Raw genomic sequence first — 26,490 nt, forward strand, 5'->3', positions numbered from 1 at the left:
ATGAAAATTGAACATGTTGATGTCATCATAATAGGTGCTGGCCCAGCAGGCGCAGTGGCTGGAGCAATGCTTGCAAATTTACACCACAAAGTATTAATTATTGAAAAGGAACATTTTCCTCGTTTTTCAATTGGTGAAAGTTTATTGCCACAATGCATGGCATTTATCAAACAAGCAGGTTTATTAGAGAGTCTTGAAAAATCAGCTAACAGTTTGTCTTTTCAATTTAAAAATGGTGCAGCATTTTGCCATCAAGGAAAATACACTGACTTTGATTTTACGCAAAAATTTACAGAAGGCCCAGGAACGACTTATCAAGTTAAACGTGCTGGTTTTGATAAATTGCTTGCCGATGGCGCTAAACAAAAAGGCGTAGATATTCGCTACGGTCAGATAGTGAAAAAAATTGATGTAGAGGGTGAAAGCCCAGTGGTCGATATTGAAACAGATGATGGTGAATTATATCAAGCGACAGGAAAGTTTTTATTAGATGCGAGTGGTTTTGGCCGGGTTCTTCCTCGATTATTACAGCTAGAGACACCGTCAAGTTTTCCTGTCAGACAATCTTGTTTTGCTCATGTTAAAGATAATATTACAGACGTAAACTTCGATAGAAATAAAATTTTAATTACGGTGCATCCAGAATTTAGAGATATTTGGTACTGGTTAATTCCTTTTGCTGATGGAACGGCAAGTATTGGTGTAGTAGGCGAACCATCAATGTTTGATCAACAGTTAACTGCGAATCAATTACTGGAGTCTTTTATTGAACAAGCGCCAAATCTGAAACATTTATTAAACGAAGCCAGCTTCATCAATAGTGCTCGAGTGATTAAAGGTTATGCTGCAAATGTTGATAGGTTATACGGTCATAATTATGCTTTGCTTGGGAATGCAGGTGAGTTTTTAGATCCGGTATTTTCTTCAGGGGTAACCATTGCAATGAAGTCAGCGTCTTTAATTACGCCGATTGTTGATAAGAAAATTAAAGGTGAACCTGTTGATATTGAAAATGACTTTGCTATTCCCTTAAAGCAAGGTATTGATTGTTTTAAAACATTTGTTAGCGCTTGGTATGATGGGCGTTTTCAAGATGTTATATTTTTCGAGCAACAGGAATCGCAAATAAAAGAGATGATCAGTTCTATTTTAGCTGGATATGCGTGGGATGACAAAAATCCATATGTTGCTCAGAGTGAAAGACGACTAAATGTATTGGTTAAGTTATGCAACGATATATAGCCATAATATTTTCAATATTGCTACTTTCTTGCTCAGCTATTCAACAAACAACAAAAGTATCTATCGCAAAAGGTGTTGTGTTGAACCTACTACCCAATGAGGTAGGAGTGAAGTACTACGAGCAAGCCTTGTTAACTGTTATACAACAAAATCAGCAATATAATATGCTCGTAAATACTCAATACTCACAAGGGAAACTGGCAATCGTTGCAGTATCATTGCAGGGTATGCCCTTGTTTGAATTAACACGTGATGTGGTTGGAAACGTCAATATAAAGCGATACATACCACTCGATATTGATCCGGCTCATATGTTAGCTGACATGCAGTTAATTCAACTGCCAGCAGATAAGTTATCTTTGCAGTTATCAGGTGGAAGACTCATAGAAAATCAAAACGCAATAAATAAGCATCGTACCATTTACTTTCATCAGCAACCTGTGATTGAAATCACGTATTTGGAAAATGTAACTGAGTTTCACCATTTACAACGACAATACAAAATGACGATTAAAAAAATAAAGGCAGACTAATGAGCTATTTACATGATTTAGGAATTGTTTGCTCGCTAGGTAATTGTAAAGAACAAGTATTTGATTCACTTATCAATCGACCAAGTAAAGAGTATTTGACACCTTGGCGGCAAGCACTTGATTCAGACAAAGTGTTTCAGTGTGGACAAGTAAAATTAAATGCTAACGAAATGCCTGATTTAACAAAATATCCTTTACATTTTCAAAGTAGAAACAACCAATTATCATTATTAGCATATCAACAAATTGAAAAAACCGTTAACCAAATTAATGCTGATATTTGCCCTTCACGAGTTGCAGTTGTGTTAGGAACAAGTACCTCAGGGATCAAAGAAGGTGAAATAGCGCGAGCAGCCCATAAGGGGTTAGGCATATGGCCTGAAAATTATCACTATAGTATACAAGAAATGGCCTCACCTGCTCACTTTATAGCCGAAATAGTGGGTGCTAAAGGACCTGTATATACTATTTCAACAGCATGTAGCTCAAGTAGTAAAGCACTTGCGAGCGCCAGAAATTTACTTAACAGCAATTTAGTTGATATGGTTATTTGCGGAGGAGTTGATACCTTAAGCCATTTACCCAACAACGGATTTAACTCACTTGAGTCAATCGCAAATCAATTCTGTAACCCGTTGTCGGCTGAGCGAGATGGTATCAATATTGGGGAGGGGGCGGCATTGTTTGTTATGTCGAAAAAACCTGCGAATATCAAATTGAAGGGCGTTGGTGAAACATCTGATGCTTACCATATTTCTGCGCCACACCCTGAAGGCGAAGGCGCAAAAGCGGCAATGGAGCTAGCGCTTAATAATGCGGGGTTAACAGTTGACGATATCCATTATATAAATCTACATGGCACAGCAACAATTAAAAATGATGAAATGGAAACACACGCTGTAGCTGAAATTTTTGGTGCTAAAGTCCCTTGCAGTTCAACAAAGCGTTTTACCGGCCATACACTAGGCGCTGCCGGAGGGATAGAGGCAGGTATTTTATGGTTGTTGTTATCATCATTAAATATTGAAGATAATATTCCTATCAATAAAAGTGATTTCGGTATAGATGCCAATTTTGATAAGATTGCCATTTCACAGGGCTCTCTCGGCGTTTCGTTAGAAAATGCTTTGTCAAATTCCTTTGCGTTTGGAGGGAATAACATCAGTATTATTTTGGGTAAAGAAAATGAAAAATTACGCGATTGAAGCGTTGATCGCTCATCGAGAGCCAATGATCTTAATTTCTCGATTGATACACTTTAGCGAAACGCATGCAACTTGCGAAGTAGATATAACTAAAGCATCGGCTTTCTATCAACCCAGTATTAAAGGCGTACATAGTTACATTGGTATTGAATATATGGCGCAATCTATTGCTGCTTTTGCAGGTGCTAAAGCGCAAGAACAAGGCAAGCCAATAGAAATAGGCTTTTTATTAGGAAGTAGAAAATACCATTGTTATCAAACAAGCTTCCAGTTAAATGAAACCTATCAAATTTCAATAGAAGAATTATATAGAGAATCATCTGGCTTAAGTGTGTTCGAATGTGCCATTTCGTTAGATGAGCGTATTGTTGCACAAGCAAAAGTTAATGCGTATCAACCAGAGAATCCGAAAGAATTTTTAAAGGAACAACAATGAGTAAACGTGTGCTAGTAACAGGTTCTAGTCGAGGTATAGGGCGCGAAATAGCATTAAAACTCGCTGAACTAGGGTTTGATATCACCGTACACTGCCGTAGTCAAAAAGACAAAGCAGATAAAGTTGCAGCTGAGATCATTGCGCTTGGTCGTAACGCATCAGTATTACAATTTGATGTTTGCGACAGAGTGTTAGCAAAAAACACAATCGAAACTAATATTGCAGAGTTTGGCGCATATTACGGTGTTGTCTGTAATGCTGGCATAACACGTGATATGGCTTTTCCTGCTATGTCAGGTGATGATTGGGATGACGTGATTAAAACAGGATTAGAAGGCTTTTATAATGTTGTTCACCCAACAGTAATGCCAATGGTGCAAGCTCGTAAAGGCGGACGAATTATTACTATGGCATCTGTTTCAGGAATTGCCGGTAATCGTGGACAAGTAAATTATAGCGCCGCAAAAGCGGGAGTGATTGGTGCGACAAAAGCGCTAGCGTTAGAGTTAGCCAAGCGAAAAATTACTGTTAACTGTGTGGCTCCAGGCTTAATTGAAACTGAAATGACGGCAGATCTCCCTCTTGACGATATGCTTAAAATGATACCGTTAAAGCGAGCAGGGAAGGCAAAAGAAGTTGCAGGCGCTGTAGCTTTCCTCATGTCAGATGACGCTGCTTATATAACAAGACAAGTGTTATCGGTTAATGGTGGGCTTATATAATGAAGCGTGTTGTGGTTACAGGAATGTCAGCAATTACAGCGTTAGGGCAAGATTGGCAAAGCTTTAAATCAGCGCTTAATCAAGGTGAAAGCGCTGTAGTTAATATGCCAGAGTGGGATTTTGTAGAAGGTCTGAATACGCGAATTGCTGCACCAGTAAAAGACTTTGAAAAACCTAAACATTATAAGCGACAAAAAGTACGTTCAATGGGACGAGTGTCTTTAATGGCAACCGTTGCAACAGAGCGAGCAATAGAACAAGCTAGGCTAAGTGAGGCGCCTTGTTTAACTGATGGTTCAACGGGGATCGCTTACGGGTCTTCAACGGGATCGACTTCACCTATCGTTCCTTTTGGTAACTTAATGAAAAACGGTGAAATGAATGGCGTTACTGCCACTAGTTATATTCAAATGATGGCCCATACTACCGCGGTGAATGTTGGGGTTTTCTTTGAGCTAAAAGGGAGAACTATTACCACTAGTTCTGCTTGTACCTCTGGTTCGCAAGGCATTGGCTACGCTTATGAAGCAATAAAGTATGGTAAACAAAAAGTGATGGTTGCTGGTGGAGCAGAAGAGCTTTGCGTTACTGAAGCTGCGGTATTTGATACATTATTTGCGACAAGTGTGAAAAACGACACACCCAAAAAAACACCTAGACCCTTTGAACAAAGTCGAGATGGACTCGTCATTGGTGAAGGGGCATGTACGTTAATTTTAGAAGAGTTAGAGCATGCTAAAGCGAGAGGAGCCAATATTTTAGCTGAACTTGTAGGTTATGGTACTAATGCTGATGGTGTTCATGTTACTCAGCCTACGCAAGAAACAATGACAGCGGCGATAAACTTAGCACTCGAAGATGCCGAACTTAGTGCGAAAGATATCGGCTATGTTAATGCTCACGGTACTGCTACAGAACGTGGTGATATTGCGGAGTCTTTTGCAACGGAACATGTTTTTGGGCAAGTACCTATTAGTTCATTAAAAAGCTATTTAGGTCATACGTTAGGAGCATGTGGGGCCATTGAAGCTTGGGCTTGCATTAACATGATGAATGATAAGTGGTTTGCACCCACGTTAAATTTAGATAATGTTGATAAAAATTGTGCGTCATTAGATTATATTCGAGAAGAAGCTAGGAACATTGATACTCAATACGTCATGAGTAATAATTTTGCTTTTGGTGGCATAAACACTTCGCTTATTTTTAAAAAGTGGTCGTGAGTAAGTGATGAGTTCCTTAAGGTGTTTTATTTTATTGATACTATTAAGTTTTGTAAGCAATAAGAGTTATTCAGCGCCAAGGAATAAACCCATATTTGAGTATGGTGCAGGCGTTTTTGCGTTGTCCACGTCTCAATATACTGGTGCTAATTCACGAAAAAATTACCTTGTACCTTTACCTTATTTTTATTATCAAAATGAGCATATCAAGGTTAATCGAGATGGGTTATTAGGTCACTTGTGGCAGTTGGAAAATATCACTCTCGACTTTTCATTTTCAGCAAATATTCCTGTAAAAAGCGCTGAGGTTGACCTTAGAAAGGGCATGCCAGATATCGACTGGACATTTCAAGCGGGTCCCGCCCTTAAGTATTACCTTTCAGGACAACAATATTCTTCAGAAAAATCATATTTTGAAGTTTTTAGTCGAAAAGTGGTGATGACAGATTTTAGTTACCTCGATAATGCAGGTTGGCAATACGGTGCTTCTTATTTATCGCAATCACTGATAGCAAATCAATTCAACGCAAACCTTACTTGGCAAAATCGTTTAACGGTAAATTTCGCTACAGATGACTTTCATCAGTTGTATTATGGTGTCGATAAAAAATATCAATCTAACATTCGTGAAGCCTATACCTCGCATGGGGGTTATTTACATTCAAGTATTTCTTCAGGTGTTGTTTATCGCAAGGGCAGTTTATGGTTGGCTGGTTTTATGATGTACCGTAACCTTCAAGGAATGAAAAGTGAAGATAGCCCCTTAGTTGAAAGAAAAGACAACATTTCAATAGGGTTAGGTATGGCTTGGATTATACGTTAAAAAGGTTTATAGATGAGCGACATTAAAGTAAAGGCACTTCAAATAAGTGCCTTCGAAATTAGCGGTTAGCCAATAAGGCATTTCTTTCTATTTCGGCAGCAAGTAGCTTAATCCATTTATTGTAATTACGGTGAATTTTGTTTTTAGATGAAGAGTAATCTAAGTTGTCGCTGTTTTGATAATCGATAGAATAGTCACTGTTGTTATAGGTGATTTTAATTTCTGCATAATGATCGCGAACATCAATGCCAGCAATAATGTTGTTATCGTTGGTTTTCAGCACCCGCCACCGCTTATATAATAAAGCATCAATAATCGACTTTTTCATTGTTTCATTACTGATATTAACTGGAACACTTGCTTGTGTGTTATAAATTACTTGAGAAGTTTTACAGCCAGCGAGTGTGAGTGTAATTAGGATGGAAAGTAAGATATATTTCATGAATTTCCTTCTGAATATTTCATAGTGTTAAAAAACAGTTATTATAACGATATTTTTTACGGATGTAATTTATATAAGTTATTGATTTATATTTTTAAAAAAATTAATTATGATGGCTGTTATTTCAACGTCGACTTATACTTTTATATCTGAACTAGCCAGTTATAGTTGAACACATGTAACTGCTTTGCAATGAAATATTAATATAGAAATAACAATGGCTTATAGTTAATTATTCATTATCGCTATTTTTACTGAATGTTTATAACGACATCTATATGTATTATTAAAGGATTGAAGGAGCCCCCCATGAAATTAACGTTTTTATTAGCTAGCTTGTTTACTGTGTTAGTTATTTTTCAAGCCAAAGCTGCAGACAGAATTGATTCATATTCAATAGAGAAGTTGTTAGAAAGTACTAAAGCTAAAGACGCTTTAAATAGTGATGTAAAACTATACTTTGGTAAGCAAAGCTTTGGCGATTCTCAAAAAACGTATGGTGAAGTGATGACTAATAAAAAAACCAATGCTTTTATGAAATCAGATAAAGAAGCATGCGAATGGGTAATGCTATCGGCATTAAAGGCATTGCAAGCACGAGCATTAAAAGAGGGAATGAATGCCGTTGTTGGTATTGAGTCATATTATAAAAAGCGTGAGTTTGTCAGCGAAACACACTTTGAGTGTGGCGCAGGCGCCATTTTAGCAGGAGTAACATTAAAGGGCACTTTAGTAAAACTTTAAAACTGAAGGCTGTCTATTTTTGTTCAATAAAACACAAATGTTAGCATTGGATTTTTTAATCATTAACACCAGAAATTACGCTGTACCTTCATCATTCGAGTTCAGCTTGTTTAATTCTGAGCGTGAGCAATTTTTATTAAAACGATCAGTAAAATCGAAGTTAACTTTTCTTCAAAGTCGTGCATTAATCAAAAAATATGTTGGTCTTTGTTTTAATTATGCAAGTGAAGATATTGAGGTTGTTTTTAATCATCAAGAGCAGTGTTTGCACGCATTATTCAATTCGAACCTTGTTTGCCGAGTATCATTAAGTCATTCAGGAAAGGCAATTTCAGTTGCTTTTCAGCTATCAGAAAAGCCTTTTATTTTTGGCGTTGATATTGAAAATAAAACCAAAAAAAGAGATTTAGAAAGTTTGGCAAAAACCTGTTTGAGTGTTAAAGAACAAGAAAATTTTCGGTTAAACTTAAATGATTCTGTAGCGTTTTATCGCCAATGGACTTTAAAAGAAGCGTTGATGAAAGCTACTGGACAACCATTATCAACATTATTTTCACTTGATAGCGATAAAATATTGTTAGCACAATCGTTGACATCGATTAGCTTTGATTTACATGAGTATGTTGGTACGTTTGTTTGCACGAAACAAGCAAGTTATAAGTTTATTGAGATCAATTAACGCATGAAAAAGCGGTTGCTAGCATTTTATCAGTATCATAAAAATTCTTGGTTCTTTTGGGCTATGTTTTTTGCATTCTACTTGCCTATATTAAGTTTTGTCTTAGTAACGCTGGTATTGTTAGTTTATATATTCTGGCCTTTTACTCACTATAATATACCCTTGCCTGAGATCTCAAACTCGTCGCATCAAACCCGTTCAATTACGGTGATTAGCCATGGATTGAAAGATTCTAACAGAGGTTGGGCGAAACAACTTGAGTCGCTCTTAAAACAACACGATGAGCATGAATTTGTGATCAATATAGATTGGGAGCACTATGCTGATAATGCATTAACATGTTCGGTAAATGGTCGACGAATTGGTACTAAAATAGCTGAAAAGTTAACACAATTTGATCAGTTAACATCGGTTAAAGTCATTGGTCACAGTTGTGGCGGTTTTATTAATTTAGGGCTTTGTGAAGGGCTTAAAGCTGCTAATGAACATATGAAGGTAAAAAGCGTTTATTTAGCGCCAGTTTCTGTTTATGGCGGAATATTCTGGAATTATGGCACGCAGAATTTTGGGCGTTGTGCTGATGAAAGTGTTACTTATTTTGACCATGAAGATAAGGTACCAGGTAGTAATAAAGCGCCTGTTTATAGTGAAGGCGTGGATATAACACACTTGAAAGAAAGTTTTGATTACCATGGCTCTACCCACCAATGGCCCATTTATTATTTTTTAAAAATTAATGCTAATAATTAATGAGCTTAAGTAAATTTTTACATTCTTTTGGGTTCAGCTTGAACAATTTGTTTTTGAAAGTGTTCCTATCAACCGATTATATCTCTAGAAAAAAACAGCGTCGTAATATTCGCTACAGTTATCAATGCGCTTTTATCACTTTCGGTCCAGTTCACTTGGCTGCCTACATTTTCACAACAAATTACCCCTAATGGTTTTTCGTCAATTGAGAAAATGTAATCGAGCAATGAAAATATCTTAAAGGGTTCAAAGTAACTTTCATTGAAGCATTTCGTTACTGGGTTCTCTCTTGCATGTGAGGCGTCTAATACCTCATTTTTTAGAATATACTTAAAATAACGTGGAAAATCAGCCGCTTTTAATACTAAACCATTACTATATTCGTTGTTATGATCTAAACACTGAAGGCATTGTATCTGGGTGTATTCTTGGTTAAATATCCATAAACTTATGCGATTTGCTTGGGGAATTAATTGCTTAAGTGCTTGGCATATCGTTTGTAATTTTTCTTCGTTGTTAATGGTTGGGTCGCTAATTCTAACCGCCAAATTATTAATACCTGGGTGTTCATGTTGTGGAGCGTAAATTGTTAATAAGCTATTTAACTTTGCGCGATTAAAAGGTTTGGTGATATAACCGTTCATGCCAATAGCAAGGTATTGCTCAATGTCTTCTTTCATTGTATTTGCTGTCATTGCGATGATAGGAATATGCGAGCTAGCTTTGCTTGAGCGTAAAAGTTTGGTTGCTTCAATGCCATCCATCACTGGCATTTGAATGTCCATAAAAATGAGGTCAACAATATTTTCTCGACAATAATCTATACATTCTTGGCCGTTTTCTACTACGGTGGCATTTACATTATGCGCAGATAACATTTTTGTTACGATAGTTTGGTTTACACGATTGTCTTCTGCAATCAGTATATTGGCTTGTTGTAAATTTACCGTTTCATGGTGAGTTTTGGCTATTTCAGACAGACCACTAACCGTAAATTTTTGCTGGTAGGTAAAGGTGGTGCCTTGTCCTTTTTCACTTATGAAGTCTAATTTACCGGCCATCATTTCACTTAATTTTACACAAATGGAAAGCCCTAACCCTGTGCCGCCATATTTTCGTGAGGTTGATGCATCAGCTTGGTGAAATGCTTTAAATAAGTTTGGTTGTATCTTAGTGTCTATACCTATACCGGTATCAATGACTTCAAATTGAATGTGTTGACAGGTGTCAGTTGTTTCAAGCACATTCACACTTAGTTGTACGCTACCTTTGTCGGTGAATTTTAAAGCGTTAGCACAAAGGTTATTTAAAATTTGGATAACACGTACAGGATCGCCTTTCAGTACCTTTGCTACTTGGTCATCGATGTGGGATACAAGGTTAACACCTTTACTTTGTGCAATTTGGCTAAGCGGCTTTATTACTGATGTGATCACATTGGCTAACTCAAATTCAATGTGCTCTATTTCTAACTTTCCTGCTTCTATTTTAGAAAAGTCGAGTACATCATTCACAATATTTGCCAGTATATTTGTAGAACTTAAAATACTTTTTAGGGCTTGATCTTTTTCATCGCAATGGGTCTCTGCCAAGCCAAACTCGGCAAGGTTTAATATACCATGAAGTGGCGTTCTTAATTCATGAGACATATTTGCAAAAAAGCGGCTTCTTGCCGAAAGCGCACTTTTAGCTTGTAACTCAGCCATTTTTAGTGCGGTAACGTCAGTATGTGTGCCAGTAAAACGTATTGGTTTGCCATGGTCGTCTTTTTCAACTACTTTACCTCTATCAAGAATATAGCGCCATTCACCATCTGAATGACGCATACGATGAAGGTTTTCATAAAAGGATGTTTTTCCATCTATATGTGCGGTTATGTCTGCAAAGCAGTCTTCAATATCTTCTGGATGAACTCTATCTTGCCAATCAGCCAACGTTTGAGTTAAATCAGCGAGTTTCAACCCTAGCATTTCAGCCCATCTATCATCAAACGTTACCTCATTGGTTTGTGGGTTCCAGTCCCACATACCAAGCCTTGTACCTTCTAATACAAGTGCTAATCGCTGTTGTGACTTTTTAGTGATTTCGCGTTGTTTTACTAATTCTGTAACATCGGTAAAAAATGAAATGGCGTGGTCACTTGGTTGAATAATGATTTCTTCACGCAGAAATGTTGTGGGTTGGTTAAGATATTTGACGCCATAAACAGGGATGTGGATCACATTTGCTTTATTCTTTTGAATGAGTTGTTGCCGTTGTTTTATTATTTGTTGATCGACGATGAGCGTTGTAATGTCATCAGGTAGCTCGCTGCCTGTTAATAGAATTTGCCGGGTATTATCTGAAGCATTGCTAATGATAGTACAGTCTTCATTTTGCCATTTAATCGAAAAAATATGTGACGTTAAACTTAACAGGTTATATGTGTGTTCCACATTTATATCCTTTTGCTTCAAATTCAGTAACAACATGTAAAGTTTAGACAAATTTTGATATTTGTATATTGTTAAATCAAAGAAACATATTTTCTAGCGTTTCATTTTGCTTGTCTGGGGTTTGACACTTGCTATTCAATTGCCTTTTGGTAATAGTAGTTAAAGGTTAGAAGAGGCTATAAGCAATGCATTTTTTATTATTTCTTGGGTTATTCTTTTTCTTTACAACGGTATCAGGTGAAGAATTCATCGGTCAATGGTATGTTGACAATCAGCATTCACAAATCACCGCACATACACGAGATGGTGATAGCCAATTACATCTTGATGTTCATGAAGGTAAGGTAACTGCGGTTAGGCTTTACTTACCCAATTTCGCACACTTTGGCGAAGTAAACGCTGCTTTTCAATATAGCTCACCTAAATATGGTTTGATCAGAACAACGACATATCACGTTGACGGCGAACAAGTCATGTTAACCGATCCGTTCGAAATTCATTCATTTGTTGAAAACCTTAAAGATATCGCTACACACCTTATGTTTCGAGAACACAACTTGGGTAATTCATTTAAAGATAGAAAGCTGACGATTTCATACATGGATTCAAGTAAAAAACCTAAGTGGCGTAATGCGAAGTTTTCCACGATTGAAATAGATGAGGTTTTACAAAAGCTTGGTGTAATGGCGTAACTTTATCAATTGACCAAATATGTATACTTTCCTCTTAAATATTAAGCTTTTTAGCGTTAATGTAATGAATAGCATGTAAATTTCGTATACCCTAATGCAAATAGTTATTATTACACCTAATGGTTGAGGTTTTATGGAAAGGTTACTGATATCACTTGTTTTTGCTGTATTTACGTTAACGGCACATGCAGAATCTGCAATTAATGTTGAGGTTACTAACGGTGAGGTTGCCAGCGTAAATGAAACATTAACGCTTTCTGGCAGTATCGAATCTAAGCAACATGCAAGTTTAGCCCCTTTACAAGCGGGGGTAATCGCTAACATTTTTGTAGAAGCAGGTGATGTTGTTTCTAAAGGCCAACAACTCATGCAGCTTGATAGTCAACTCGCTGAACTTGAATTACAGCAAGCAATGGCCGACTATCAATCAGCACAAGCGGAGCAGTCAGAAGCTAATCGTCTATTGCAAGAAGTTGAAGAGCTTTCAAGTAAAAAGGTGGTTGCACAAACAACGATAGGGGAACGTCGCTCTCAATTATCTATAGCCGAAGCACAGGTTTTACGTGCTAAAGCAAGTGTTGAACAATATAAAGAAACATTAAAGCGACATGTATTACGTGCACCTTTTGCAGGTGTTGTTTCAGCACGCCATATTGATATTGGTGAATGGGTTACTCAACAAACGGTTGTGTATACACTCGTTGAGCAACAACAGCTTCGGGTAAAACTTGCAATTCCGCAAGAATACTTATTTCAATTAACTAACCCCAAAACTCATAACGTTACCATTATTCCTGACATCATTGGTGCTAAGCCCATTACAGCAACGTTGAGCCAAATAGTACCTGTTGCAAATGAACAAAGCCGAGCAGTGACCGCGTGGGTAGACCTACCTCAAGGGCATAATTTAGTGTCTGGTATGTCAGCGAAAGTGAATATTGCCTTTTCGGGTGATGCTACAAATAAACAGCTAGTTTGGTTGCCTAAATCATCAATCAAAACTCACCCTGATGGTGGTCGCTCAGTGTTTATTGTTGATAATGGCAGAGCAACAAATGTCAAAGTAAAGGTCACGAAAAGCGAAGGAAGCAAAGTGGCTGTTGTAGGGATAAATGAGCACCAACGAGTCGTTACAACGGGAGTAGCCATTTTAAAAGCGGGTAGCAAAGTAACGGTAAAGGGTGAGTAGCCATGATTAAACAAGCCGTTAACCAAGGCGTATTAGTTGCCGTTGTTGTACTAATTTGTAGCATTTTAGGTGTTGTAGGCGCACTTAATATCCCGGTACAAATGATCCCTGATTTAGAAGTTAGAACCATTTCTGTACAAACGGGCTGGCCGGGCGCAACACCACAAGATGTTGAAAAAGAGATCCTAATCGAGCAGGAACGATATTTACGCGGTTTATCAAACCTCAAGCGAATGGTATCGTTCGCTGATATGGGTGAAGCGAATATTGAATTAGAGTTTCCCTTTGGTGTTGACGCAAATGATGCACTTATTCGGGTGAATAACGCGTTAAGTCAAGTGCCCGCTTATCCTGAGAACGTTGACCAACCTAGGCTTTATTCGAGCTCATTTTCGGGTAATGCGTTTATGTATTTTACCCTCAAACCGGTTGCAGGTAATCCGTTTGATCTTGATGTTGATATGCTCAGAGATTATGCCGAAGATTTTGTTCGGCCTCGTATGGAAAGCGTAGCAGGCGTTTCTGAAGTTCGCGTAAGCGGTGGCGCTCAGCGTCAAATTCAAATTAAAGTTGATGCTGCTCGGTTAGCACAACGAGGGGTTAGTTTACCTGAGTTAAGAACCGCGATTCGAACACGTAATAAAGATACCTCTGCGGGTGATATAGAAAGTGGTAAGAGTCGTTACTTATTGCGCGTTATTGGTCGTTTTGAACAATTGAGCGAATTAGAAGAGTTAGTTGTTGCCAGAAAAAATAGCACTGATATTCGTTTAAAAGATGTAGCGATAGTTAACTTAGATCATTTTGAAACGCGAAGTGTTTCTTATAAAGATGGCGAACGAACACTCAGGTTGTCTGTAAGACGTGAAAGTGGCTCAAATGTACTTGCGATTAAAGAAGCCATGCTACCTATTGTGGAAGAAATTAACCAACAGTTATTAGCGCAAAATGGCCTTGAATTAACCTTAATGAGTGATGACGTTCGTTATGTAAAAAGCTCGTTAGAAAATGTGTGGATCAATTTAGCGCTTGGCGCACTGTTAGCAACTCTTGTGATGTATTTATTTTTACGCTCTGGCAAGGCAACATTAGTTGGTGTGATGGGGATACCTATTTGTACCATCGCAGCCTTTTTAGCATTAATGTTATTTGGTCGAACCATTAACGTTATTTCGTTGGCGGGGGTTGCTTTTGCCATCGGCATGACGGTGGATAATACCATTGTAGTGCTTGAGTCTATCATGCAAGCAAAGCGTCAAGGTGTCAGTAAAGTACAAGCTGCAATTAATGGTGTGACTGAGGTTTGGCCTGCGGTTTTAGCTTCTACAGCGACAACAGTATTAGTATTTGCGCCTATTTTATTTGTCGAGCAAGAAGCAGGACAGTTATATTCTGATATCGCCATTGCAATTTCAGGCGCTATTATTGCTTCAATGTTTGTGGCTATTTTTGTGGTGCCTGTTGCACTTGCCACTTTAAGTAAGAAAAAAGACTTACAACATGGAAAACAATTAGCACTGTCAAAGAAATGGTTACTGTTAGCGAATCGTTTTACCCAAACCAAAAAACATGCACGCATTACTTCTGCGGCATTTATCGTTGTGATTCTAACAAGTGCATTTTTATTGATGCCGGCAGCAGAATATTTACCAGAAGGTGAAGAACCCAAAGCGTTTTCGTCAATGATCGCCCCACCAAGCTATAATTTATCGGAAATGATGGTAATAGGGGAAGAGATCAGAGCGTATTTAGATCCTTTTGTGTTAGATGCGCACGAAGAAAAATTTTCAGCGGGTCAGTCTGAAATGCCTCCTCTTGAATACTACTCAATGTCAGTGTCTGTTGGGCGAATTTGGCTACTAAGTGCGCCGAAAGATGCAACGTATATTGATCAAATGATGACAGCGATCACTGATAAATTTAAAAGTTATCCCGATATGCGTGCCTTCTCATCACGAGGATCTATTATTTCAAGTAATGATGGAGGTACAAGGGCTGTTGCTGTTGATATAGCGGGTAGTGATATTAATGAATTATATCAAGCCGCAGATGCTGTTTATCAACAAGCAAGTGTTGTGTTTGATAACCCACAGATCAATTCAGATCCAAGTTCGTTAACCTTAGATCAACCATTAATTGAAATTAGCCCAAGGTGGCAAAGGCTTTCAGAGTTAGGGATTAACAATAACGATTTTGGTTATGCTATTGCCGCAATGAGTGATGGTGCCTATGTAGATGAATTTATTTTAGAAGATGATAAAGTCGATATTTTTCTCTTCAGTGGCGAAGGTAACCAGCAAAGCCTTACGCAGTTAGCTAATACACCAATTATTGCCCCTGATGGTGAAGTTCTGCCCTTAAAAGCCTTGGCTGATTTAAAAGAAAGCCAAAACAGTAACTCTTTACGTCGTGTTGATGGTAAACGAACAGTAACGGTTTATATCATTCCACCACGTAATGTGGCTTTAGAAATCGCTGAGCAAAAAGTGCGACAAGAGTTATTGCCAGCACTATGGCAGCAAGGTGCCATTGCACAAGGGATTAATGTCAGTATTAGTGGCGCAGCCGATCAGCTCGAAGCAACGCAGGCATCTTTAAGTAGCAACTTTATTATCGCGCTTGTCTTGTGTTATTTATTGTTAGTGGCAATCTTTACTCATTGGCGTTACCCGTTATTTATTCTTGCTACAGTACCGCTTGGTATGGCTGGTGGCTTGTTGGGGCTAGTGCTTATTAATGGATTAAATAAAGCGTTAGGCGTTGTTGGCCTTGGTTTAATACACCTTCCTTTTGATATGATCACCATGCTTGGTTTTCTAATTTTATTGGGCACGGTGGTCAATAACCCGATATTAATTGTGGATCAAACGCGCCGTTTTGTTCTTGAGCAAGGCATGGCGGTTAGAGAAGCAGTGATTCAATCGGTAGAAAAACGCTTAAAACCGATTCTTATGTCAACAGCAACCACACTTTTTGGGCTAGCGCCATTAGTGCTTATTCCAGGCGAAGGTACAGAATTATACCGTGGGGTAGGGGTTATTGTGTTAAGCGGTATTTTTGTTTCTACCTTTTTAAGCCTAACTTTTTTACCCGCGTTACTCGTTGCTGTACTGCATAGAAAATAGTGCTAATTAAATATACTTGATCATATTATTCAGTATAAAAATGGAGACTTTATTATACGAGAAGGCATCACAGTACTTAAGCACTATTCGCAATTTTAGATAGATAGATTAGTATGGCTAAAACAATAATAAAAAATTGTCTGTTATGCTGCCGATTTCTGTCTTAGTTTTATTAAGCTTTTTCTACCTAATTTTACTGTTTACCATTGCCTTTGTTGGTGATAAATACACAATTTCAAAAAAGGTTAAACCGGTAGTTTATAGCCTAGGCTTGGGTGTTTATTGTACCTCTTGGGCGTTTTATGGCGTAACAGGGCAATCGGCAACCACGGGTTGGTGGTTTACGCCAACCTATACTGGCGCTATTTTAGTGTTTATTTTTGCCTGGCCATTAGTGCTAAAAGTTGCGCGTATTTGTCGTGAACAGTCGTTAACCTCGTTAGCTGATTTTATTTCATCTCGTTATGGTAAGTCTTCAAAATTAGCAGGGCTAATAACCGTAACCGCCGTATTTGCTATTATTCCCTATATTGCTTTGCAGCTTCGGGCGATCACAAGTAGCTTTAATGAAGTGATTAATTACCCCAATGAGCAATCGCCGGTCGATGTCACACTTTTATTTACCGTTACGTTAGCTGTGTTTGCCATATTGTTCGGAACTAGACGTATTCGCCCCTCTGAACATAACCCTGGACTTTTATTAGCGATAGCATTCGAATCAATTGTTAAGCTATTTACGTTTTTAGCGATTGGCTTTTTCGTGTGTTTTTATATGTTTGATGGCATCACAGAGCTGTTTAAGCAAGCAAGTGTTCATCATGCGGTACAAAACATTAGTTCACCACCCAGTTATGTTTATGTTATGCAAACATTGCTTGGTGTGCTGATGATGTTTTGTTTACCACGTCAATTCCACATGACATTCATTGAGTTAGATGAAGAAAAGGAACTGAAAACAGCACGCTGGTTATTTCCTTTCTATATGATTTTAATTAATATTTTTGCACTGCCTATTGCTTATGCCGGCTTAATTTTATTTGACGGTGTGAGTGTTGGTTCTGACAGTTTTATGCTGCAATTGCCGATATTAGCAGGAAGTCAATTAATGACATTAGTGTCATTTTTAGGGGGCTTTTCAGCAGCGACTAGTATGGTAATTGTTGCAACCATCGTATTAAGCATTATGATTTCTAATGACTTGATCACGCCTAAATTGCTAAATCGTGAAGCACATGCTGGACAACTACAAAAATTAAGCCCTGATAAATTGTTGTTGATCCGCCGTATCGCCATTGTCATTATACTTTTAGCGGCTTATGCCTATTATCAGGTTACCTCTAATTCTGAACTGTTAGCGGTTACTGGCTTAATGTCTATGTCGCTAGTTGCGCAGTTTTCTCCTGCATTATTACTCGGGCTAGTATGGCGTAAAGCAAACCAAAAAGCGGCTTACCGCAGTATTATTGTTGGTACACTCTTTTGGGCCTACACCTTGTTGTTACCTTCGCTTCATCAGAGTGTGATTAATATTGATGCACTATTACAGGAAGGTTTTTTAGGTATCGCCTGGCTCCGTCCCACGATGATGTTTGGCTTAGAGCTCGAGTTTATTTCTCACGGAGTGTTTATTAGTCTCGTGGCAAGCTTTTTGGTGTTTGTATATTACTCTTTGACTGCAACACCAGAAATTACTGAGCAATTGCATGCAGTAAAGTTTATTCACCCAGATGACTCTCAACGAGATTTTAATCAAATATCATCTGCATTAACCATTCGTGACTTGCATAGTTTAGTGGCCCGTTTTTTTGGTCCAACGGTAGCTGATCAGCTTATAGGTGATTACTTTCAACAACAGGTGTTTAACTGGGAGCATGTAGCGCCAGTTGCTTTAGAGCAAAAAGCAGAACAAGAATTAGCTGGCGTTATTGGCGGAGCTTCCGCGAAGCTTTTGTTTGATTCAGCTAAACGTAGACGTAGCGCATTATTAAATGATGTGGTCGATATTGTTGATGAAGCGAGCGAGTTGTTACGTTTTAATCGTTCGTTACTTCAAGCGACAATACAAAATGTTGAACAAGGGATTTCTGTGGTAGACAAAGAATTGCGTGTTGTTGCATGGAATCGCCGATACATCGAAATGTTTGATTATCCTGAAAAAGAGATTTTTGTCGGTAGGCCGGTTGAAGAAGTTTTACAATTTAATGCTAACAGAGGCTTATTTAATAAAGATAACAATGATGAAGAGATTGCTAAACGTATTGGCTATCTTAGAAAAGGAATTTCCTACCGGTTTCAGCGGGTACAGAAAAATGGCAAGGTATATGAAATGTCTGGTAATCCATTGCCTGGAGGTGGCTTTGTTACAACGTATGCTGATATTACCGAGTTTGTTAACACACAAAAAGCGTTAGAAGAAGTGAATGTTCACTTAGAGTCTCGCGTTGAACAACGTACGCACGATTTACAGCAATTAAACTTACATTTACAAGCGGCGAAGCAAGAAGCAGAGCAAGCTAATATTAATAAAACACGTTACTTTGCGGCATTAAGTCATGATTTGTTGCAGCCGTTTAATGCGGCCAGTTTATTTTCTTCAATTCTTGCTGAAAAAGCACGAGAGCAAAACGGCGATAAAGCTGAAATTACAGAATTAAGTGACAATATCCATTATTCGTTAACCAATGCCGAACAGTTACTCAGTTCGATATTAGAGCTGACAAAATTAGATGCCGGTAGCACAACGCCTTATTTAGAAGATTTCAATATTGAAAGCTTTATACGACCGATCGCTGAAGAGTTTGCTTATCTTGCCCAAAATAAGCAATTAACCCTAGAACAACGCATTGAAAATTGCGCAACCCGTTCTGATAAAGCGTTATTAAGACGCGTGTTACAAAACTTATTAGCCAATGCGCTACGCTATACTGATCGTGGCACAATTTCATTAAATGCCTATCAACTGCAACAAAAGTTGATCATTGAAGTGGTTGATACGGGAGTCGGTATTAAACAAGAAGATCAACAACGTATTTTTAATGATTTTGAGCAAATTGAAGGGGCTCAAGGTAATAAACACCATGTAGGTTTAGGCTTAGGGCTCGCGATTACTTCGCGAATCTGTAAAATTTTAGGTATTCCGTTAACCTTAACTTCGTCGTTAAATAGCGGAAGCTGTTTTACTTTATCATTGCCAGTGATCAAAATGTCGCAAACAGCTGATACTGATGCATTGCCTGTTATTAATCGAAATAGACGAGATTTAGCGGGCTTACACGTTTTAGTGATTGATAACGATGCTGCAGTTTTAGCTGCGATGGAACAACGACTATTAGAGTGGGGGTGTCAGGTGAGTGTTGCACATGACGCGCAAACGGCTTTAGTGAAATGTCAGCAGCAGTTACCAGAGATGATTTTGGCTGATTATCATTTAGATCATGGTAAAACGGGTGTTGATGCCGTAAATCATATTCGTAATACTTTACAGTGCCAGATCCCTATCATTATCAATTCTGCTGATCATTCCGAAGAGCTTTATGAGCAAGTCGTTGAGAATAATTTTATTTTTATTAATAAGCCGGTAAAACCTGCGGCATTAAAACGCACGATAAAATCGTTGATGGTAAGTACTTAATGCTTTTTTAAACGTACAATAACAGCCCTTAATTTGCAGTCATTTGTTTCAGGTTTTGAAACAGCATACTGGCCTGTGTGCGGTTATTTACTTGCAGCTTTTGTAAAATAGCCGAAACATGATTTTTTACTGTTGGTTCTTGAATATTCATTTCATAGGCGATTTGTTTATTAAGTAACCCGTCTGCGATCATTTGCAAAACCCGATATTGTGCAGGGGTTAATTTATGTAACTTATCAGCAAGTGCTTTTGCCGGAGTCGGTTCGATATTGGTTAAATCAATACCAACTGGTAGCCATGTTTCACCGTCGAGTACTTCTTCAATTGCGGCGGCAATTTGATCTAAAGAGGCTGATTTAGGGATATAACCACTTGCGCCCAAGTCAATCGCTTTACTAATGACACTAGGGTCTTCGTTTGCAGATACCATAACCACTTGAATGTCTTGATAGGCATTTTTGATTGACGTTAAGCCAGTAAAACCTTCATTACCGGGCATGTTCAAATCAAGGAAAATAAGTTCAATATCAGGGTGTTGTTGAATTACTTGGATAAGACTATCGTAACAATCAGCTTCGATTATTTCGCTTGTTGGTAGTAATTTACTTGCCGCTTGAATTAACGCAGTTCTAAATAATGGGTGATCATCGGCAACCGCTAATTTCACAACATCTTCACTCATAATAAACCTTTGTAAGACTATTAAAACAGAATGAAGAAGAGGGCGCTAGTGCCCCCTTCAGTTTAGCGCGTGTTAATCTTTTTGGGGTAAACGTTGTTCAACACGCGCTAGTCTACGCTAAATTAAAAGCGATAACCTACAGTTAAGTGAATAGTACGCGGATCACCATAGTAACCAATTAGTGTGGTGTCTCCACCAAAACCAGGACCATATGAGCCGTCAGGATTACGGCTAGTAAAGTTATAACCGCCTACCATGTATTCTTCATCGGTAATATTTTTCGCGTGTAAACCACCGTACCAGTTGCCGTCATTGCTTTCCCAAGCAATGCTCGCATTAACTTGGCCAAAACCTTCTTGATTCAATGAATCATCATCTTCAAAAATGATGTATTCATCACGATAGTAATAACCGGCGTTAAACATAAAAATACCCATGTCTGTTTCTAATAAGTAGTTTGCAGAAACATTAAAGGTATTATCAGGGGTATTTGATAAACCTACTAACGGAACATTAATATTTTCATCTTGTTCTATATCGGCTGAAATGTGCCCGTAAGCCATGTTTATCGTTAAGTTCTCACTGGCCAACCATGTCACTTCTGCTTCAATACCCTGTACATCAGAGCTTGCCGCATTTGCTAAGTTTTGACCTAAATCTGTTGGGTTTTCTTGCGGTAGAACAACAATATATTGTCTGTCTTTATGTTTAGTTGCAAAGGCGGTGATGTTGGTTCTTAGGTTATCCGTCCAATCTTTTTTCATACCAATTTCGAAAGAATCAACAATTTCTGGATCGGCTGCGTTTTCATTAGCACCAGCACGAGGGTTAAAGGTACCTGATTTAAAGCCTTGTGAGTAACTAGCAAAATACATGGTATCTCTGTCAGCCTGATATTCTATACCTACCCGCGGTGTAAAACGTGACCACTCATCAGATTTCATGGTATCTAATATACCGTCGCCATTACTATCTTTACCAAGCACTTGTGTTTGCGGTAAATTAGGGTCTTGTGTATAACCATCAACCCAATTGTCATAAGGGTAGACAATACTTGCATAAGTATCTGAATATACATCAGCTTTACGTTCTTCTTTGGTATAACGTGCGCCTAAAGTTAAAGACAATTTATCGGTTAAATCAATATTACTTTGTAAATAGGCAGCAACAGAATCGCTTTCATTACAACCTGATTTCTCAGCGGTTAAGCTTAAAAAGATGATGGCGTCATACTTACCACAAGATTCACCCGAGTATTGGTACAAGCCACCCACAATATTAAAACCGTTACCGCGATAATTAGCTTGAATTTCATGACTTGAATTTTCGTCATCATATACGGCTGGTACATCAAAAATTTGTAGGCCGGTGTTATCAAAGTCAATGTTGGTTGGAGAGTAACTTTCACGTTTTGCACCAACGTATTTTAATGAAAGGTTGTCTGTTGCTTGCCAGTCAATGGTTAAGCTTATGCCTTCAAGTTCAACTTTATTCCAGGTAGGTAAACTTGTGTATGAATCGTATTTACTGTCAGGAATTGGCGCATCGGGGGCTAATAAACTCGGTAATAAACGGTACCCACCTTTTGAGTTAGAATCGTCATCGGTTTTATCCCAGGCTAAACGCATAAAGAGGTCGTCACTTGCATGGTATTCAAGTGTTAATCGTGATGCCGTTAGATCTTTGTTGTAGTTTTCAGTATCTTCACCAGCAGGTGCTACCAAAAATTCACCAAAGCCGTCTCGGTTTAATGTGCCGTGGCCAAAGCCAAGATAAAGTTTTTCATCAATTAAGGGAATTTGGCCGGTAATTTTTAAATCACGTTGGTTATAACTACCAACTGTTGCTTCGATGTTAAACTCAGTGTCACCCGACATAGGTTTTGTGACATATTTAATTGCACCACCTGTGGTGTTTTTACCGTAAAGTGTGCCTTGTGGCCCGCGTAAAACCTCAATGCGTTCAACATCAAGTAGATCAAGTACAGCTCCTTGCGGTCGAGCCATGTAAACGTCGTCGATGTAAATACCAACGCCAGGTTCATAGCCCCAAAGAGGATCTTGTTGACCAATACCACGAATAAAAGCGGTAAGGGTTGAATTTGTACCTCGACTCGCTTGTAAGGTGGTATTTGGTGAAAAACGTTCTATTTCAGTAATATTCGCAATACCATTTTCTGCTAATTCAGCAGCGCCAACTGATGTAACGGCGATAGGTACTTCTTGCAGACTTTCTGTAGTTTTACGCGCGGTTACTTCAATGCGTTCTAACCCTTGTTTTTTCGCACTCTCATCTTGTTCAGCAGCAATAATATTGCCTGAAAATAACGCTGAGCTAATTGCGATTGCACAGAGTGACTTGGTGTAGCGTGAAGCCTTGTTGCTCACAGTTACGTTTGTATATTTCATACTTCCCCCGATGGATTTCTTCTTATCTTTTTTATCTTTAGGTTTATGTTTATCGTTTTTGCAGTGATTATGTTTTAGTCGATTAATAATGTAGTCGAAGCGTTTCCATCTGTATGTGGTACTTAAGTACTATACCTATTTCTGCCTTGGCGTTTAATAATGAATGCGTCATTTATGTGTTGACTGTTGGTAAAAACATCAACCGTAACTATGCCGCGTGTTTTGAGTGATATATGTTTTTGGTCAAACAATAATTCTAATAGAACGCAGGAACGGCTTATGATAAGTATGATTGGCTTGGTAGGAGGGCTGGTATTGCTCGTGATTCTTACCATGCGGGGGATGAATTTATTCATTAGCGCCCCGTTGTGTGCATTATTTGTTGCACTCACAAATGGTATGACGTTGCTCACGGGTGATGTACATTTTGTTAATACCTATATGTCTGGTTTTACCAGCTTTATTGCTGCTTGGTTTTTCATGTTTTTGCTTGGTTCACTGTTTGGCAAATTTATGGAAGATACGGGAGCTGCTGACAGTGTAGCGCGCTATATCGTAGACAAGCTAGGCATGAAAAAAGCCGTGTTTGCTGTAGTAGCTGCTTGTGCCATTTTAACCTATGGTGGTGTCAATTTATTCGTAGTTGCATTTTCGGTTTATCCGATGGCGTTAAGTTTATTTAAAGATGCTAATCTGCCGCGACGTTTTATTCCAGCAACACTCGCCTTTGGTTCGGTTACCTTTACCATGACATCTGCTGGTTCACCAGAAATTCAAAATTGGATCCCAATAAAGTATTTAGGCACTACGCCTTATGCGGGTTGGGAAGTTAGCTTAGTTGTTGCTGCATTTATGGCACTTTTTGGTTATTGGTGGTTGAACCGATTAATTGGTAAAGCTGTCGCAAATGGAGAAGTTTTTGAACACCGAGAAGATGATCCTGAAATACCTGAACGTGACTATCCACACCCAATCACAGGCGTCATTCCTTTATTGGTGGTGCTTGGCTTATCGTTTACGTTACATCATGATTTCGGTCATAACGCATTAATTATTGCATTGGCCGGTGGTGTGATCAGTATTTTACTGATCAATAATAAATATTTTCATCATCTTTCTAATGCGGTTACAGAAGGCACTAATGGTGCGCTTATCGCTATAGGTAATACGGCAGCGGTTGTTGGGTTTGGTGCAGTTGCTAAATCAACAGATGGTTTTCAATTAGCCGTTGAAATTATGACTCAAGTGCCGGGCAATGAACTCATTGGTGCTGCCGTTGCAGTAACTGTGATTGCAGGTCTAACAGGATCAGCATCAGGGGGGCAAGCAATTGCTTTACCTTTATTAGCACCACATTATTTAGATCAAGGCGTTAATCCAGAAGAGCTTCACCGAGTAGTTGCAATAAGTTCAGGAGCATTAGATACCTTGCCACATAACGGTTATGTGGTAACAACCATTAGAGCAATCTGTAAAGAAACGCATGCCAGTGCATATTGGTCGATGTTTGCTATGACAGGTATCGTCCCTCTGATAGGCTTAATACTTGCCATTAGTTTGTTTATATTATTTTAATAAAAAGAGAACCTTATGATGAATTTTCAACGCACTATTTTTATGTTTTTACTTGTGTTTGCTAGCAACCTTTGGGCAAGCGACCTTATCGTAGAAAAACAAAAGTTCACCTTAGATAACTTCAAAACTTTTAATGGCAAATTGATCAAACAAGTGAATGTTGGCTGGGAAGCTTACGGCACGTTGAATGAAGATAAATCGAATGTCATTTTAATCACGCACTACTTTACGGGTAACTCACATGCTGCAGGAAAATACAGTAAGCAAGATGCAATGCCTGGCTATTGGGATAGCATTATTGGCCCAGGAAAAGCAATTGATACAAACAAATACTATGTCATTAGTTCAGATACGTTAGTCAATGCTGGTGCCTTTGATAAAAATGTGATCACAACAGGGCCAGCAAGTATCAACCCAGATACGGGCATGCCCTATGGCCTAAGCTTTCCTGTAGTAACGATTCGCGACTTTGTTAACGTACAAAAGGCGCTAATCGAAAGTATGGGAATTACAAAGCTACATGCTGTTGTTGGTGCTTCAATGGGCTCGATGCAAGCGTTAGAGTGGGCGGTAGCTTACCCTGATATGGTTGAGCGTATGGTGTCTGTTATTGGTATTGGTCAGTCGGATGCATGGTTAGTTGCAGGCTTGGAAAAGTGGGCAGCCCCGATAAAACAAGATCCTAACTGGAATAATGGCGATTATTATCAAAGCGAAGGGCCAAATACTGGTTTAATGCAGTCACTTGCAACAATCACGCAAGAGGCAATGCACCCTGCAATTTTTAATGCCTCGAATCCAAACCATAAAAATATAATGGGCGATGCACTCCATGATATTAAAGCGACCTTTCCAGTAGTAGATTGGCTATATGGAGCTGCGAAAGCACGATTAAACACTATGGATGCAAATCATATTTTGTACTTAGTGCGCGCAAGCCAATTATTTGTTGCTGGTCATAATGATGACTTAGCAGCAAGTTTAGCGAAAGTAACAGCGAAGTCACTATTTTTACCCGCAAGTAATGATTTATTGTTGTTTCCCGAAATGGCGAAAAAAACCCATGAAATGTTAGGTGATAAAAGTCAGTATGAAGAAATTAAGGGCATGTGGGGACACTTAGACGGTTTATTTACCGTTCAACAAAAAGCCAAAACATTGAGCGACTTTTTGGAGCAGGAGTAATGAAAAATAAAACCGTACTGATAACTGGAGCTGCAAGTGGTATCGGCTTTAGTATCGCCCAGTTACTAGCAAAACAGCAGGCTAACGTTATTATCACTGATGTCAGCGAACAAGCTGCGCAACAGGCGAAGGAAAGATTAATATTACAGGGCTTTGCGGCGCAAGCATTTAAACTGGACGTAACACATGAAAATGATATTGAGCGTTTAATTGAAGCGCTTAGTAATACTTCCGTTGATATTTTAATTAACAATGCTGGTATACAACATGTTTCGCGGTTAGAGGACTTCCCGATGGGGGCTTGGCAAAAAATCATTGATGTACTGTTAACTGGGCCAGCAAGAACCTGTAAAGCTATATTACCTAAAATGCGCGAGCAAGGTTTTGGCCGTATTATCAATATAGGTTCGATTCATGGCTTAGTTGCTTCACCGTTTAAATCGGCATACGTTGCAGCTAAACATGGGCTGATAGGTTTTTCTAAGGTTATCGCGCTAGAAACTGCTGATTGCAATATTACCATCAATACTATTTGTCCTGCTTATGTCAAAACGCCGTTAGTCGAAAAACAAATAGCTGACCAAGCGAAAGAACACGGCATCAGTGAAGATGAAGTCATTGAAAAAATTATGCTCGCACCTATGCCAAAAAAAGCGTTTATCGATATGGATGAGATTGCCGCAACCGTGCAATTTCTTGCGAGTGAAAATGCTAGAAACATGACCGGTCAAGCTCTAGTGCTAGATGGCGGTTGGACAGTGAAATAGGA

The 26,490-nt window shown here is 38.6% G+C and carries 21 protein-coding genes; 17 read left to right on the top strand and 4 right to left on the bottom strand.

The window, feature by feature from the left end; genetic code table 11:
• The 7 genes from Q4489_RS06425 to Q4489_RS06455 all read left to right on the top strand — a co-directional run bounded on the left by Q4489_RS06425 (nucleotide 1) and on the right by Q4489_RS06455 (nucleotide 6,184).
• Nucleotides 1-1,242: an NAD(P)/FAD-dependent oxidoreductase gene (locus tag Q4489_RS06425; protein WP_303478240.1), complete on the top strand. Its 1,242-nt coding sequence runs from the start codon at nucleotides 1-3 to the stop codon at nucleotides 1,240-1,242.
• Nucleotides 1,227-1,775, top strand: a complete 549-nt coding sequence (locus tag Q4489_RS06430; protein ID WP_303478241.1) for a DUF3261 domain-containing protein — start codon at nucleotides 1,227-1,229, stop codon at nucleotides 1,773-1,775. The genes Q4489_RS06425 and Q4489_RS06430 overlap by 16 nt, the downstream gene beginning before the upstream one ends.
• A complete protein-coding gene (locus tag Q4489_RS06435; RefSeq protein ID WP_303478243.1) occupies nucleotides 1,775-2,980 on the top strand; it encodes a beta-ketoacyl-ACP synthase in 1,206 nt (401 codons plus the stop codon). The genes Q4489_RS06430 and Q4489_RS06435 overlap by 1 nt, the downstream gene beginning before the upstream one ends.
• Entirely contained in the window at nucleotides 2,961-3,416 is a 456-nt protein-coding gene (locus tag Q4489_RS06440; protein ID WP_303478244.1) for a hotdog family protein, read from the top strand. The genes Q4489_RS06435 and Q4489_RS06440 overlap by 20 nt, the downstream gene beginning before the upstream one ends.
• Complete coding sequence (locus Q4489_RS06445; RefSeq protein ID WP_303478245.1) at nucleotides 3,413-4,138, top strand: 3-ketoacyl-ACP reductase FabG2; 726 nt, start codon at nucleotides 3,413-3,415, stop codon at nucleotides 4,136-4,138. The genes Q4489_RS06440 and Q4489_RS06445 overlap by 4 nt, the downstream gene beginning before the upstream one ends.
• On the top strand, nucleotides 4,138-5,361 hold the full coding sequence (locus Q4489_RS06450) for a beta-ketoacyl-ACP synthase (protein ID WP_303478246.1): 1,224 nt from the start codon (nucleotides 4,138-4,140) through the stop codon (nucleotides 5,359-5,361). Before Q4489_RS06445 ends, Q4489_RS06450 begins: the two co-directional genes overlap by 1 nt.
• Before the next feature lie 121 nt (nucleotides 5,362-5,482).
• On the top strand, nucleotides 5,483-6,184 hold the full coding sequence (locus tag Q4489_RS06455; protein WP_303478248.1) for a MipA/OmpV family protein: 702 nt from the start codon (nucleotides 5,483-5,485) through the stop codon (nucleotides 6,182-6,184).
• Between the two features lie 58 nt (nucleotides 6,185-6,242).
• Here Q4489_RS06455 and Q4489_RS06460 read toward each other — a convergent pair whose 3' ends face one another.
• Nucleotides 6,243-6,626: a hypothetical protein gene (locus Q4489_RS06460; protein ID WP_303478249.1), complete on the bottom strand. Its 384-nt coding sequence runs from the start codon at nucleotides 6,624-6,626 to the stop codon at nucleotides 6,243-6,245.
• Between the two features lie 309 nt (nucleotides 6,627-6,935).
• Between Q4489_RS06460 and Q4489_RS06465 the strand changes: the two genes are divergently transcribed.
• The 3 genes from Q4489_RS06465 (at nucleotide 6,936) to Q4489_RS06475 (ending at nucleotide 8,799) form a co-directional block, all read left to right on the top strand.
• On the top strand, nucleotides 6,936-7,370 hold the full coding sequence (locus Q4489_RS06465) for an excinuclease ABC subunit A (protein ID WP_303478251.1): 435 nt from the start codon (nucleotides 6,936-6,938) through the stop codon (nucleotides 7,368-7,370).
• A gap of 106 nt (nucleotides 7,371-7,476) precedes the next feature.
• A complete protein-coding gene (locus Q4489_RS06470; RefSeq protein WP_303478253.1) occupies nucleotides 7,477-8,049 on the top strand; it encodes a 4'-phosphopantetheinyl transferase superfamily protein in 573 nt (190 codons plus the stop codon).
• Between the two features lie 222 nt (nucleotides 8,050-8,271).
• A complete protein-coding gene (locus Q4489_RS06475; protein WP_303478255.1) occupies nucleotides 8,272-8,799 on the top strand; it encodes a hypothetical protein in 528 nt (175 codons plus the stop codon).
• A gap of 68 nt (nucleotides 8,800-8,867) precedes the next feature.
• Here Q4489_RS06475 and Q4489_RS06480 read toward each other — a convergent pair whose 3' ends face one another.
• Nucleotides 8,868-11,234: a response regulator gene (locus Q4489_RS06480; protein WP_303478257.1), complete on the bottom strand. Its 2,367-nt coding sequence runs from the start codon at nucleotides 11,232-11,234 to the stop codon at nucleotides 8,868-8,870.
• Nucleotides 11,235-11,419: 185 nt separating this feature from the next.
• On the opposite strand from Q4489_RS06480, the gene Q4489_RS06485 reads away from it, so the two are divergent.
• The 4 genes from Q4489_RS06485 (at nucleotide 11,420) to Q4489_RS06500 (ending at nucleotide 19,871) form a co-directional block, all read left to right on the top strand.
• Entirely contained in the window at nucleotides 11,420-11,926 is a 507-nt protein-coding gene (locus Q4489_RS06485; RefSeq protein WP_303478259.1) for a hypothetical protein, read from the top strand.
• Between the two features lie 133 nt (nucleotides 11,927-12,059).
• On the top strand, nucleotides 12,060-13,115 hold the full coding sequence (locus Q4489_RS06490; RefSeq protein WP_303478261.1) for an efflux RND transporter periplasmic adaptor subunit: 1,056 nt from the start codon (nucleotides 12,060-12,062) through the stop codon (nucleotides 13,113-13,115).
• A 2-nt stretch (nucleotides 13,116-13,117) separates the two neighbouring features.
• Nucleotides 13,118-16,240 (top strand): efflux RND transporter permease subunit, encoded by a 3,123-nt coding sequence (locus Q4489_RS06495; protein ID WP_303478263.1) that lies wholly within the window; start codon nucleotides 13,118-13,120, stop codon nucleotides 16,238-16,240.
• Nucleotides 16,241-16,385: 145 nt separating this feature from the next.
• Nucleotides 16,386-19,871 carry a PAS domain-containing hybrid sensor histidine kinase/response regulator gene (locus Q4489_RS06500; RefSeq protein WP_303478265.1) on the top strand — a complete coding sequence of 1,162 codons (3,486 nt, stop codon included), beginning with the start codon at nucleotides 16,386-16,388 and terminating at the stop codon, nucleotides 19,869-19,871.
• 28 nt (nucleotides 19,872-19,899) lie between these two features.
• Here Q4489_RS06500 and Q4489_RS06505 read toward each other — a convergent pair whose 3' ends face one another.
• Nucleotides 19,900-20,553: a response regulator transcription factor gene (locus Q4489_RS06505; RefSeq protein WP_303478267.1), complete on the bottom strand. Its 654-nt coding sequence runs from the start codon at nucleotides 20,551-20,553 to the stop codon at nucleotides 19,900-19,902.
• A gap of 122 nt (nucleotides 20,554-20,675) precedes the next feature.
• Nucleotides 20,676-22,961 carry a TonB-dependent receptor gene (locus tag Q4489_RS06510; RefSeq protein WP_303478269.1) on the bottom strand — a complete coding sequence of 762 codons (2,286 nt, stop codon included), beginning with the start codon at nucleotides 22,959-22,961 and terminating at the stop codon, nucleotides 20,676-20,678.
• 279 nt (nucleotides 22,962-23,240) lie between these two features.
• On the opposite strand from Q4489_RS06510, the gene Q4489_RS06515 reads away from it, so the two are divergent.
• From Q4489_RS06515 to Q4489_RS06525, 3 genes are read left to right on the top strand one after another with little or no spacing between them, the layout of a single operon-like run.
• The gene (locus Q4489_RS06515) at nucleotides 23,241-24,536 is read left to right on the top strand and encodes a GntP family permease (protein ID WP_303478271.1); all 1,296 of its coding nucleotides are present in this window, start codon (nucleotides 23,241-23,243) and stop codon (nucleotides 24,534-24,536) included.
• A gap of 18 nt (nucleotides 24,537-24,554) precedes the next feature.
• Complete coding sequence (locus Q4489_RS06520) at nucleotides 24,555-25,721, top strand: homoserine O-acetyltransferase (protein ID WP_303478536.1); 1,167 nt, start codon at nucleotides 24,555-24,557, stop codon at nucleotides 25,719-25,721.
• Nucleotides 25,721-26,488: a 3-hydroxybutyrate dehydrogenase gene (locus tag Q4489_RS06525; RefSeq protein WP_303478273.1), complete on the top strand. Its 768-nt coding sequence runs from the start codon at nucleotides 25,721-25,723 to the stop codon at nucleotides 26,486-26,488. Before Q4489_RS06520 ends, Q4489_RS06525 begins: the two co-directional genes overlap by 1 nt.
• Nucleotides 26,489-26,490: the final 2 nt, after the last annotated feature.

Source organism: Thalassotalea sp. 1_MG-2023, assembly GCF_030546745.1.
GTDB lineage: Bacteria > Pseudomonadota > Gammaproteobacteria > Enterobacterales > Alteromonadaceae > Thalassotalea_C.